Annotated in this window: 7 protein-coding genes; 3 read left to right on the top strand and 4 right to left on the bottom strand. The window is 54.6% G+C overall.

Annotation, left to right across the window (positions count from 1 at the left end; genetic code table 11):
- The first annotated feature begins 440 nt into the window (after positions 1-440).
- The 3 genes from KI235_RS26730 (at position 441) to KI235_RS26720 (ending at position 4,190) form a co-directional block, all read left to right on the top strand.
- On the top strand, positions 441-1,715 hold the full coding sequence (locus KI235_RS26730; protein ID WP_014340408.1) for a glycoside hydrolase family 68 protein: 1,275 nt from the start codon (positions 441-443) through the stop codon (positions 1,713-1,715).
- 721 nt (positions 1,716-2,436) lie between these two features.
- Positions 2,437-2,796, top strand: coding sequence for a DUF6124 family protein (locus KI235_RS26725; RefSeq protein WP_123423023.1), 360 nt, complete (start codon positions 2,437-2,439; stop codon positions 2,794-2,796).
- Positions 2,797-3,188: 392 nt separating this feature from the next.
- Positions 3,189-4,190, top strand: a complete 1,002-nt coding sequence (locus KI235_RS26720) for a restriction endonuclease (protein WP_212795371.1) — start codon at positions 3,189-3,191, stop codon at positions 4,188-4,190.
- A gap of 296 nt (positions 4,191-4,486) precedes the next feature.
- On the opposite strand, the gene KI235_RS26715 is transcribed toward KI235_RS26720, so the two are convergent.
- From KI235_RS26715 to KI235_RS26700, 4 genes are all read right to left on the bottom strand, one after another.
- On the bottom strand, positions 4,487-7,636 hold the full coding sequence (locus tag KI235_RS26715) for a type I restriction endonuclease subunit R (protein WP_244864269.1): 3,150 nt from the start codon (positions 7,634-7,636) through the stop codon (positions 4,487-4,489).
- Positions 7,637-7,820: 184 nt separating this feature from the next.
- Positions 7,821-8,858 carry an SIR2 family protein gene (locus tag KI235_RS26710; RefSeq protein ID WP_212795370.1) on the bottom strand — a complete coding sequence of 346 codons (1,038 nt, stop codon included), beginning with the start codon at positions 8,856-8,858 and terminating at the stop codon, positions 7,821-7,823.
- A complete protein-coding gene (locus KI235_RS26705) occupies positions 8,855-10,240 on the bottom strand; it encodes a restriction endonuclease subunit S (protein ID WP_212795369.1) in 1,386 nt (461 codons plus the stop codon). Before KI235_RS26705 ends, KI235_RS26710 begins: the two co-directional genes overlap by 4 nt.
- A complete protein-coding gene (locus KI235_RS26700; RefSeq protein ID WP_212795368.1) occupies positions 10,230-11,945 on the bottom strand; it encodes a class I SAM-dependent DNA methyltransferase in 1,716 nt (571 codons plus the stop codon). The genes KI235_RS26705 and KI235_RS26700 overlap by 11 nt, the downstream gene beginning before the upstream one ends.
- Positions 11,946-12,543 lie beyond the last annotated feature (598 nt).

Genomic DNA, 12,543 nt, shown 5'->3' with positions numbered 1-12,543 from the left:
AGTCAACATCAAAACCACTGACTCACCACCTCGCAAGCAGCTCACCACGTCCCGCTTCCCTTCACGCCGCCGACGGCGACAAATCTAAACCCCGTGTGGCTCCCCACCCTGCATTGGCCTTTGCGCAAAACCCGCAGGCTCAGTTGGCCAATCCCTCTATGCATTGCTTTCGCCCGGTGCCCCGTTACGCGCGCTTTCCACCGAGTAGCGTTCAGAGCGCCGACCGTGCAGCCAACGTCGTCGATCTCCCCATGAACTAACTTCTGCAAACGTTCACAGCTGAAACGTATCAGCCCAAAGAAAAAATCCAATTATGCACAAATGCATTTTTATGCTTGACCCACATGCATAACCCCCTATAAGGTGGCTTCACTGTATGCACATACAGTATTTCTAAATCACTATTTATTTGAATCCATTCATGGACGAGGCAATAACCTATGAAAACCACCACTGAAAAATTCGGTGTAACCCCCCATCAACCCAGCCTCTGGACCCGCGCCGACGCGTTGAAAGTCCGGGCAGATGATCCCACCACCACTCAGCCGCTGGTCAGCGCGGATTTCCCGGTACTGAACAACGACGTGTTCATCTGGGACACCATGCCCTTGCGCGACCTGGACGGTAACGTGACGTCCGTCGATGGCTGGTCGGTAATCTTTACCCTGACTGCCGATCGTCATCCAAACGACCCGCAGTACCTCGACGAGGACGGCAACTACGACATCCTCCGCGACTGGAACGATCGTCACGGTCGGGCAAAGATGTACTACTGGTTCTCTCGTACCGGCAAGAACTGGGAATTCGGTGGCCGCGTGATGGCCGAAGGCGTTTCGCCGACCGCTCGCGAATGGGCCGGTACGCCGATCCTGTTGAACGACCGAGGTGAAGTGGACCTGTATTACACCGCCGTCACTCCAGGCGCGACCATCGTCAAGGTGCGCGGTCGGGTAGTGACCACTGAACATGGTGTCAGCATGGTCGGCTTCGAGAAGGTCAAGCCGCTGTTCGAGGCTGACGGCAAGATGTACCAGACCGAAGCACAAAACGCGTTCTGGGGTTTCCGCGACCCATGGCCTTTCCGCGACCCGAAAGATGGCAAGCTGTACATGCTGTTCGAGGGCAACGTGGCCGGTGAGCGCGGCTCGCACAAAGTAGGCGAGGCAGAAATCGGCGACGTGCCGCCGGGTTATGAAGATGTCGGCAACTCGCGCTACCAGACCGCCTGTGTCGGCATCGCCGTGGCCCGCGACGCGGACGGTGACGACTGGGAAATGTTGCCGCCACTGCTGACCGCCGTCGGGGTAAACGACCAGACCGAGCGCCCGCACTTCGTGTTCCAGGATGGCAAGTACTACCTGTTCACGATCAGCCATACCTTCACCTATGCCGACGGTGTCACCGGCCCGGACGGGGTGTACGGTTTCGTCGCGGACTCGCTGTTCGGCCCTTACGTGCCACTGAACGGCTCCGGCCTGGTGCTGGGCAACCCGTCCTCGCAGCCATTCCAGACCTACTCGCACTATGTAATGCCAAACGGCCTGGTGACCTCCTTCATCGACAGCGTACCGACCGACGAAACCGGCACGCAGATTCGTGTCGGTGGCACCGAGGCGCCAACGGTGGGCATGAAAATAAAGGGGCTGCAGACGTTCGTGGTGGCCGAGTACGACTACGGTTACATCCCGCCGATGCTCGACGTCACACTCAAGTAACAGCAACACAGGGGTTTCAGGCAGCGGGTTTGCGGTCGATGACAAAACCGTCGTGGATATGATCGAGATATCCCGCCTGATTCATTGCGACATTGCTCGCAAGCCCCATTGAATAACGCGTCGTAATCCTCTTCGCGACTGGCTGCAAGGATGCAGCCAGTCGCGAATGCATTTCCGCACTGCGCACTTGGAACGATGAGTTCTCTTAAGTAGTGCAGCAGCCTGCTGCGCAATTCCCCGACCGCAGCGTCGCGCCTTGCTAAATGACGCTGACGCACCGCATAACCCGCTCCGCCATTCCTACGTTTGAAATGCCTGACGCAAGCTACTCTGTGGGAGCGAGCTTGCTCGCGATAGCGGTGTATCAACAACATTTCGGCCAGCTGTTTATCGTGTCTCCACGAGGCCAGCCACGACCGACATCGCCTTGCGCCATTGCCTACAACTACGCCAGAATCCGCCGGCTTGTGCGTCTTGGAGGGCGTCGGTAGTTTGAATCCTGTCACTGAGCATCAGTGATCGGGTTTAGCAGCCCGTCGAGTTGAGTCGCATCAAGCTTCATCAGTCAGGTATCCCCATCCCTGCACTTGATGGTGGCTGTGCGTGGGGCGCCCTTGGGCGCGCCGATTTCTTAACTCGTCGGTCTGCTAACCCGCGTACAGCTGCCACCCACTCGTTTAGCAGCGAGAGGGTCGTGGCCTCACCAAAGAGAGTTAAGGCTATGGTCAAAATTACACCGAACCCTCCGACTGCAGATGAGCATGTGTCTCGCGCTCAGTCGGCTCGTAATAACAAGCTTGATGATGCTGCCAACCGGGCGTTGGATTACTACTTGAAGCCTACGCCGAAGGACGAAACGTCTGACAAACCCAACACCATCTTCCGTATCGCACCGGATGTTGATTCGGAATGTCTGCTTGCCAATCTCAGCGAAAACCTGGCTTCTGCCAATGCCATGATCAGTGATTTGGCGTTTGGTCTTGAGGGATCGCGACGGCATTTTGCGTTGGGGATTTTGCAGGTGATTGAGGTGAGTGAACTGTTGGCGAATCGGGCTTTGGATATTGTTGAAGTGAGGTAGAAGGGCGAGGCATTCGCGCTTTGAGAGGAAAAAAGGTCTTGTTCAGCAAGGCCTTTTTTCGTGAGAGGTCGCGGCAATGGGAGTCAGGTATGGGAGCGCCGAGGGTTCGTCGCTCAATTTTGGCTGTGAATTTCATTTAATCGCTAATGTAGATCATGACCACAGCAGCGCCCTAGACCGGTAACTATGCGGGCTGGTTTATTAAATCGCTATTGTCGGTAGCGCTTGCTGCAGTGTGCTTTGCTTCCATTTTGAATCGCCGGCCCGTGTTATCTGAGCTGGGCATTTGCCCAGGAGTGCCTATGGCTGGCTTTCTGAATCTTTGATTCACACGGTGCTATCGCCATTGCTACATTCACGTTCCCGACTCCGTGGAAAGGATGAGTACCAATATGCCAACGATGTGGATGGTTCGAGGTGATGGCGGTCGTCTCTATGACGACTTCAGGGATCGCAATCTGGCAGCCATTGGTTGGGCTCAGTTAGCACTTGCCGCAAAGCCTGGCGTTTCCCGGAAGGCCTTGATCCAAGCTTATAAGGAACTCCAACCTGGTATTAAGGACGCTAGCGCGGTATCGGGTGCTTCTCAGGTGTTCCGTTTCGTTAACGAAATCAAAGAAGGCGACACGGTCGTCACTTACTCACCTGCGAACCGGACCTATTTGGTAGGTCGCTTCACTGGCGCATGCCAGCTTCGTCCCGACCTGGCAGACTATGGGATGTCGTTGACCAGACCTGTTGAGTGGTATCCGCATGAGGTTGATCGCGACAAGCTAAACAGCGTCAGCAGAAATAGCTTGGGGTCCACACTAACCATATTTAACGTCGCGGAGGTTGCTCAGAAGGAATTGCTTGCCCTTGCTACCGGTAAAGACGTATCGACGCCGCCGAAAGACTTAATCGACGATCCCGAAGCTCTTGAAGATCCGCTGAAAGGTGTTCAGGAGATTGCTTTCGAGCGCATCAAGGACCAAATCAATAGCCTGGACTGGTCTGAAATGCAGGAGCTGGTTGCTGGCATCTTACGAGCGATGGGCTACAAAACGCTCGTCTCCCCAGCCGGTGCTGATCGTGGCAAAGATATCATCGCTTCGCCCGACGGCTTTGGATTTGAGCCGCCGCGCATTGTTGTCGAGGTTAAGCATCGAAATGTACGGATGGGGAGTAATGAGATCCGTAGCTTTCTTGGTGGGCGGCACAAGGAGGATCGAGGGCTGTATGTGAGCACTGGAGGGTTCACAAAGGAGGCGCTTTATGAGGGTGAGCGGGCTAACGTGCATCTGACAATGTGGACGCTGGATGAATTGGCTCGTACGTTGATGGCGCATTATCCAGCTACCGATCCGGAGACTAAGCGATTGGTGCCGTTGAGTTACTTTTACGTGCCTGCGTAGAGACGCGTCGCTCACCTGTCATGCTGAAAAGGCCGGGCTGATCTCACGCGAGCTGGGGCGCGCTCGCAGCGTCTCAGTTTTGGTCGATTACGATCTGCTGCCCCGGCTTCATCCGATTGAAGATCAAACGGTCAAAACCTGTGTGATGAGGTAATAGGTCGGCAGTAACGCGCACCTCTCTTGTGCCCGCACTGAAATATCGCCCACGCAAGAGAGATGCGTGACGATAGATTTGCAAAAAAACAGCCAACCGACGCTGGCTGCCCGGTGCGATTGGCCTCGTAATTACTGCCGGCTTACTGTGACCACTCATTCGACAGAGACTCTGCCTGCTTCAGCACCAACTCCACTGCATCTGATTGCTGGTCTGGCGGGTACTTCCATCGCTGCAAACAGCGACGCACCAAAATGCGCAGCTTCGCCCGTACGCTCTCACGAACCTGCCAATCGATAGTCGTACTGGCGCGCAGCTTCTCGGTAAGCTCCATGGCGATTTTCTTGAGCGTCTCATCACCCAGCTCGCGCACCGCGCTTTCGTTGTTAGCCAACGCATCGTAGAAGGCAATTTCATCGTGACTTAGGCCCAGCGAAGCTTCCCGCTCCAGCGCGGCCTTGAATTCCTTGGCCATCTGGATCAGTTCTTCGATAACCTGCGCCGTCTCGATCGCTCGGTTGTGATACTTGCGTAATGTCTCCAGCAAGCGGTCGCCGTACTTCTTCTCCTGCACTACGTTGTTTCGCGCGCGCGCCTTAACTTCGTCGCGCAACAGTTTTTCCAGCAGCTCCACGGCAAGGTTGCGGCTTTCCATCTGCCGCACGTCCTCCAGGAACTCATCCGAGAGCAGGCCGATGTTGGGCTTATCCAACCCGGCTAGCGCAAAAATATCGTCCACCCCATCAGAGATGATGGCATTGTCCAGAATCTGCTTGAGCGCGCTGTTCTTCTCGGCATCGCTGCGCTTCTTATCGACAGTGGTGAACTTGGTAATGGCCGCCTTGATGGCCGAGAAGAAAGCAATCTCCTTACGCAGTGGCGCGGCTTCATCCAATGTGCCACACAACGAAAAGGCCCTAGTCACTGCCAGCATGGTGTCGAGGAAGCGTGTTTTTCCGTCCTTCAGGCCCAGAATATGGTTGGCAACGGGCACCAGTAGTTCGAGTGGCCGGGTCTCAAATGCGCTGTAATCGAAACCGTGCATCATTCCTCGCACGATATCCATCTTCTCTAACAGCACAGCCAATGCTTCAGCAGAGTTGTGAGTGGGGTCACCTTTACCTTTGGCATCGGTATAGGTCTTCAGCGCCGCTTTCAGCTCGTTGGCGATGCCGATATAATCAACCACCAGGCCGCCAGGCTTGTTCTTAAACACCCGGTTGACGCGGGCAATGGCCTGCATCAGGTTGTGGCCTTTCATGGGTTTGTCGATGTACATGGTGTGGCAACACGGCGCGTCAAAGCCCGTCAGCCACATGTCGCGCACAATCACCAGCTTCAGCGGGTCTTTCACGTCTTTGAAGCGAGTTTCCAGACGTTTCTTCACCTGCTTGCTGTAAAGGTGCGGCTGCAGCAGGGCCTTGTCGGCAGCCGATCCTGTCATCACGATCTTGATAGCCCCTAGCTCGGGGTCGTCGCTGTGCCAGTCAGGACGCAAGCTTACGATGGCGTTGTAGAGATGGGCGCATATATCGCGACTCATGCACACGATCATGGCCTTGCCGTCTGCCACAGAGACGCGCGCCTCTAAGTGCTCGACCAGGTCACACGCAACCTGCTGCAGGCGAGGTTCTGAACCCACAAGCTTTTCTAGCGCGGCCCACTCGCCTTTGGTTTTTTCTCGACTGACAATGTCTTCTTCGTCTTCAATAACCTCTTCAACCTGCTCATTGAGCGTGTCTATTTCGGCTTGGTTCACATCCAGCTTGGCAAGCCGGCTTTCGTAGAAAATCGGCACTGTTGCGCCATCATCCACGGCATCCTGAATGTCATAGATGCTGACGTAGTCACCAAATACCTCGCGGGTATCGCGGTCTTCCAAGGCTATGGGCGTACCTGTAAAGCCAAGGAAGGTGGCGTTCTTCAAGGCGTCGTGCAGATGTTTGGCATAGCCGAACACGTACCTGCCGGTCTTTGTGTCCAATCGGCCTTTGGTGCCGTACTGGCTGCGATGAGCCTCATCAGAGATCACTACGATATTGGTGCGATCGGAGAGCAATGGATGCGCCTCTTCTTCCTCTTGCAGCGCGAACTTCTGCACTGTGGTGAAGATGATGCCGCCCGCCTCGCGTGATGCCAGCATCTCGCGTAGCTCATCGCGGTCACCGGCTTGCAGGGGGGTGGTCTTTAGCAAGTCACTGGCGGCGCAGAAGGTTGCGAATAGCTGGCCGTCCAAATCGTTGCGGTCGGTCACGACGACCAATGTAGGGTTTTTCATTTCGGGCTGCTGCAGCAGCTTGCCCGCGTAGCACGCCATGGTGATGCTTTTGCCCGATCCCTGCGTATGCCACACCACGCCCGCTTTGCGTGAGCCAGGCTGCACCTCCTTGGCATAGGTCGCACGCTCCTCGTGGACCGCCAGCACACCTTTATCTGCATTTTGGGAAGCAATCACCGTGGCGCGCACAGCCTCACGTACCGCATGAAACTGGTGATAGCCGGCAATCTTTTTGACAATGCTGTCGCCATCCTGCTCGAACAACACGAAGTGCCGCACGTAATCCAGAAACAACTCGGGCTTGAAGAAGCCACGCACCACCGTCTCCAGCTCCATCTGTAGGCTCGGCCGGTCGTCTTCATTGAGGATGGTGCGCCAAGGCAGCATTCGTTCGGCGTTAGCCGTGAGCGAACCCACCCGCGCCGTCCAGCCATCACTCACCACCAAGGCGGCGTTGCTGTTGAACAGATCGCTGATCTCGTCTTTGTATGTTTGCAACTGGTTAAAGGCGTCCCAGACGTCTGTTTGTTCGTTGGCGGGGTTCTTCAGCTCCACCAAGGCCAACGGCAAGCCGTTGACGAAGGCGATCAAGTCGGGCCGGCGTGGTTGCCTTGTGCCGGTGATGGTGAATTGGTTCACTACCAGAAAGTCGTTGTTGCTGGGCTGGGCAAAGTCGATGAAATACACCCAGTCCTGTTTCTTCTGCTCGCCGACTTCAAACTCCACCGCCACACCGCTGAGCAACAAACGGTGCACGCTGCGGTTGCGCACCACCATCTGCGGCTCGCTCACCGTTTGCAGCGCATGCACGGCCTGTTCAAGGGCGGCAGGCGGAATCTGCGGGTTGATTCGTGCCAGTGCGGCCAGCAGGCTCTCTCGCAGAACCACCTGACGGTAGTCGGTACGCTCGGGGGCGCTGCTATCCGGCGCAATATCCGGGCCATGGGCAAATCGCCAACCAACCTGCTGGAACCAGTTCAGGCACAGTTCTTCGAGTTGCTGTTCGTTCAACATGTGAAACCCTTACGCCTTCCTGGGCTAGCTGGCAAACGCCCTGGCTTGTGATGAAATAAGAAAATCATAAAATCAATGAGTTAATTTAAATCCGGCAACCAAAGCCGATTTGCGATGAAATGACGGCTATACCCATGCCGGGAAGCGATACTGCGCCAGATATCGATCTGTTTGACAGAGTTACTCATATCTTCTCCATCAGTGCCAACAGCAGTGCCTCTATAGATTCGTCGTGCGTTCCTGCCGGATACCAGATCGGGTAGACGTTGCATTCAATCAATGCATCTCGTCGCGCAATTCGCTCTGCACCATCAATTGGTGCAGGCAGAAAAGCGTAGTGCCGTGCGACGTTGTCATGTCCATTAGCTTCTACGAACGTCTTCATTGCGGTGAGTGTTCGGTCAACTGTCAGGCTACAGCCCATAAACAACAAAGTCTTAGAGCAGATAGCTTCAATAGCATGCTGTAGCTCTTCGCCATCGCCGTAATGTTTTTGGTATTCAGCGGCAGTAAGAATCCTGCCGCGGGGGCTGGTAGAGGTTCCATGCAGTTTAAGCAGTACTCGCTTGCCCTCGGCCAGCTTCCTTGGAAGTTCTCGGGAATGCTCGCCGGACAGTTCTTCCGAAAATGGTTTTTCAGCGGCCTCGTAACAACGTTTAGCCACGTCGTCAAAATTCGTTGTAATTACGCACGAATCGAATACGTGGGGTAAAAGTTGTATACAACCCGAAATATCACGCGAGCGCCCGTAAGCATTTTCTACCGATTCATTGAAAGCAGGGCCAAGAGCATCTGCCAGTCTTTGAGCTGCGTCCTCATACAGACCCGCACGCAGGACTTCGTTGAACGCGAGAGGGTCGATCGCCGTCTCGCGAATGTTTTGCTTTAGGAATGCAGTCCATCCAGGATAGCCACTTGAGACTGATAAACCTGCACCGACGAAGGGAACCACAACGCCTCTGGCATAAACTTCCTTAAGCTTGCTAAAGCGATCTTGCAAGCCGAACTCGTCCAAAATGGCCTTTGCCGATTCGATTAGCTCTTCTTTTCGCTCCTGAACCCAATCCAGAAATAGGTCGTTGTAGGCTTCGGGCTTGAGCAACACTTCAAGAATTTCATCGGGCGCCCAGTGCTTATTTCGGATATAGACTCTACCCTTGTCGACAAAGAGGCTTTCCTCCTGCGCCAAAGCATCAACAAAAATCGGTTTGAGATGCTTCATGCAAGCACCTCAATCTCGCCCGAGAGCAGCTTGGGCAACAGGGCGTCACGTATCGAAGCAAGAGATGCCATTTCATTTTGCCGGTTGCGCATCTCCTCAAAGAGAGGAGTCACTGACTTTGTGAATCTAACAACGAGATCACGGTTCGCCACAATGATCGGCATTTCACGTATCGTCTTTGAGTTGACCGCATCGGCAATAGATGAAGTGCTACCAAGCGTCGAATAATCAAAACCCTTCAGATAAAGATATAAGTACTCCGACGAAACCGCAGCACCACTAGGTAACTTAAAGTGAGCAATAGCTTCATTAGTCGCCATTGGGCCATCTGTTATAGCTACGCGGCCAATGGTTAACTTAAAGCTAAGAAGCACTGTTCGGTCCGGCACAACCCGCACATTGAAGCGTGCAACCGCCTCTAAGGTAAGGTATTCCGAGGATCGCTGCTGAAAAACACCGCTGGCGCCCATGTCTCTGATTGATACCCACCGACACTCTCCCTGACCTTCAGTAAACCACTGGGGCTCTTTTCTTGGGGGGGTCTTTCCAATACCTACCTCAGTCAACGAGTCGGCGGCCTGGACTGCCCAACCCTTCGGAATATCCATCACTGCGGATTCATCCATCTCATCCGGGAACATCGCGGCAGTGGTAGCAAGTTGTTCGTATTGCTCGGGCGGCAGCGCTTCAAGCTCGGCATCGGGTTTGCCGCTGATGGCGCTCATCGCAGCGCGCAGCGGGTCGCGGCCTTCCTGAATGGCGACAATCTTGGCCTTGACCGGGTCGAAATCGACAAACCACGATTTGAAGATGGCTTGAGCCATAGCTTCTAGGGTTTGGTTGATGCGGCGACTGAGGGCAATTTTGTTGTCGAGGGTCCGTAGACTTTCCGATATTTGCTTTTGTACTGGCAGTGAAAACTTGGGTATTGGTAGATCACCAATCTCCTTTAGATTGAAGTTCGGTTGCGCAGACTGAGCGGCAGATCGAGCAACCCAGCCACGGCACTCCGGGGATTGAAGTGCGTAGTGAATAAAGTATGGGTCTGCCTTTGATTCATCTAGTGAAATGATGCCAACCGCTTGGTTTGTGTTTGCTGGTAAGTATTCTTGTTGTACGACAGCTGTTTTGCCAAGGTAGACACCTGCCATTGAGAAAAGGACATTGCCGACGCGCAGCTGAGAGCGTTCTAGTGCAGCATGTGTTTTCTCGTCTATAAATGCGAACTTTGATTTATCAATTGTGCCGACAGGAGTAATTGACTCAGACTTGATGTAATTGATTCCTTGCGAAACGAATCCCTGGCCTTTGGTTGGGGTAGTTCCTTTTGTTATACGGACACTTAGTTCTCTAAGCGGCATGAACCCGTTATTAGAGACCATATCCAAGCCCCGTCAAACTTTTCTTGATCTCTTCTTCTAGCTTGGCGCTCTCAGCAAACTGCTCCGTCAATTGCATTGTCAGCCGCGCCATCTTGTCGACAAAACCTTCGCCCTCATCCTCCTGCTCCTTGGCGCCCACATAGCGCCCCGGCGTCAAAACGTGCTCGTGCTTGCGGATGTCTTCCAGTGTCGCTGAATAGCAGAAGCCGGGCACGTCTTCGTAGCCTTCGCTGTGCTGCCAGGAGTGGAAGGTGTTGGCCACCTTTTCGATGTCGTCAAGGGTGAAGTCGCGCAGCACGCGGTCTTTCATATAGCCGAGCTGGCGGGCGTCGATAAATAACAACTCGCCGCGCCGGTTGCGTTTTTTCTTGTCGAGGTTGAAACCGTTGGCCTTGTCTTTAGTCAGGAACCAGATGCAGGCCGGAATCTGCGTATTGGTAAATAACTGCCCGGGCAATGCCACCATGCACTCCACGTAGTCTTGCTCGATCAGCTGTTTGCGGATTTCGCCTTCGTTGTTGGTGTTACTGCTCATCGAGCCATTGGCCAGCAGCAGCGCCATGCTGCCGGTGGGGGCCAGGTGGTAGAGCATGTGCTGCAGCCAGGCGAAGTTAGCATTGCCTTGCGGGGGCGTGCCCGCCAGCCAGCGTGGGTCTTGTTCCAGCTTGGCGTTCCACCATTCCTTCATATTGAAAGGCGGGTTGGCCATCACATAGTCGGCGCGCAGATCGGGATGCAGGTCGTTTTGCAGGGTGTCGCCAGGCTGGCCGCCAAAATTGAAGTCCAAGCCACGAATGGCCATGTTCATGGCCGCCAGTTTCCAGGTGGTGGGGTTGCTTTCCTGGCCATAAACACTGATCTGGCCAGTCTTGCCGTTGGCCACTTTGCCGCCATGCTCTGCGATAAATTCCTCGCTTTGCACAAAAAAACCGCCCGACCCCATGGCGGGGTCGTACACCCGCCCCTTGAAAGGCTGCAGCATCTCCACGATGAGTGTAACGATGCTTTTGGGGGTGTAGTACTGGCCGCCTTTTTTGCCCTCCGCCAGGGCAAACTGGCCAAGGAAGTATTCGTAGACGTGGCCAAGGATGTCTTTGCTCTTTAGGTTGAGCGGCTGACCGTTGTAGCTAGGCTGGCTGAAGTTGGTGTCGGAGAAGTGGGCGATCAGGTCGGCCAACTTGTGGCTGTCGAGCTGGGTGCGGGAAAACTCCTTGTTGAGCACGTTCTTGAGTTTGACGTTCTCGCGCTCGATGGCGTCCATGGCGTTGTCGATCAGCCAGCCGACGGTGCGCATCTTTTCTGCCATGTCTTTACCTGGCGCGTTCCAAGGCAAAGGTTCGCCGGGTGGCAATTGCGCTAACTCGCGCAGTGTTTGCCAGCGCGCTTCAATCGGCACCCAGAAGACGTTTTTTTCGGTGTAATAGTCGCGCACCTCCAGCTCGGCGGCGACATTCTCTTCGTACTCATCGCTACCAAGGTCGCCGTAATCCTCCGGGTCCATAAAGTAATCGTCGGCAGGGTTGGTGAGCTGCGCGCGTAGCTCTCGCTGGCGCTCCTCGAAGGCGTCGGATACGTACTTGAGAAAAATCAGGCCAAGCACCACATGCTTGTAAACCGATGCATCCAAGGACGAACGCAGCTTATCAGCGGCCGTCCAGAGCTTCTTTTCGAGTTCGGTGAAGAATTGTTGTTCAGTGGGGGTCATCTGGTCATTCCCTAACGGCTAGGCACGCCCTTTCAGCAGGGCATGTCCAGCGAAATTCGCGCTCGGCGCCTAAATAAGTGCTGAGAGGCCATAGTGCGTGTGAAGATACACGCCGTGGCCTTGTAAACGCTACAGCAAATGGCATGGCGAGCCACTGATAACGGCATCTGACTGAGTCGCCCTGCTTCTGTAGCCATCTAAGAACCAACTTGTGGGCGTAAGTGTTATCGTCCTCGATTGACCATACCTGACCGATTTCTGCCAGTCGAAGACATCCAGTGCGCTGACGAGGCCCGATGCAAACGCCTGATAGGGTGGAATGCCATTATGCAGACTGTTTCGTATTATGCTGATTCTGATCAAACCAAGGACGAAGAAGGAGCCAAAACGTGCGAAGTTGCCCGCGACGTGTTTGGGACAATATCGTACCGCTAGCGGAAACGGTGAACTGGCATTCTCCAGCGTATGGGCAGGTAAAATTGGGCTCGACTGGAAGCCAATGAAATCAGGGTTTTGAAAGTTAAAAAGCCGGCTTATGGCCGGCTTCTCGTTGACTGATTCAGCTCGTTTTTGACAAACCTTACCAGCCTTCAAAACG

The organism is Pseudomonas sp. St386, assembly GCF_018325865.1.
Taxonomy (GTDB): Bacteria; Pseudomonadota; Gammaproteobacteria; order Pseudomonadales; family Pseudomonadaceae; genus Aquipseudomonas; species Aquipseudomonas brassicacearum.
Note: the sequence above shows the minus strand (reverse complement) of the source record. Positions and strands in the feature narration are given on the sequence as shown.

What these genes read in the sequence shown, in the direction of transcription:
- KI235_RS26705 (WP_212795369.1), bottom strand. Translation starts at nt 10,240, where the DNA reads ATGGTCTCTAATAACGGGTTCATGCCGCTTAGAGAACTAAGTGTCCGT.
- KI235_RS26715 (WP_244864269.1), bottom strand. Translation starts at nt 7,636, where the DNA reads ATGTTGAACGAACAGCAACTCGAAGAACTGTGCCTGAACTGGTTCCAG.
- KI235_RS26720 (WP_212795371.1), top strand. Translation starts at nt 3,189, where the DNA reads ATGCCAACGATGTGGATGGTTCGAGGTGATGGCGGTCGTCTCTATGAC.
- KI235_RS26710 (WP_212795370.1), bottom strand. Translation starts at nt 8,858, where the DNA reads ATGAAGCATCTCAAACCGATTTTTGTTGATGCTTTGGCGCAGGAGGAA.
- KI235_RS26700 (WP_212795368.1), bottom strand. Translation starts at nt 11,945, where the DNA reads ATGACCCCCACTGAACAACAATTCTTCACCGAACTCGAAAAGAAGCTC.
- KI235_RS26730 (WP_014340408.1), top strand. Translation starts at nt 441, where the DNA reads ATGAAAACCACCACTGAAAAATTCGGTGTAACCCCCCATCAACCCAGC.
- KI235_RS26725 (WP_123423023.1), top strand. Translation starts at nt 2,437, where the DNA reads ATGGTCAAAATTACACCGAACCCTCCGACTGCAGATGAGCATGTGTCT.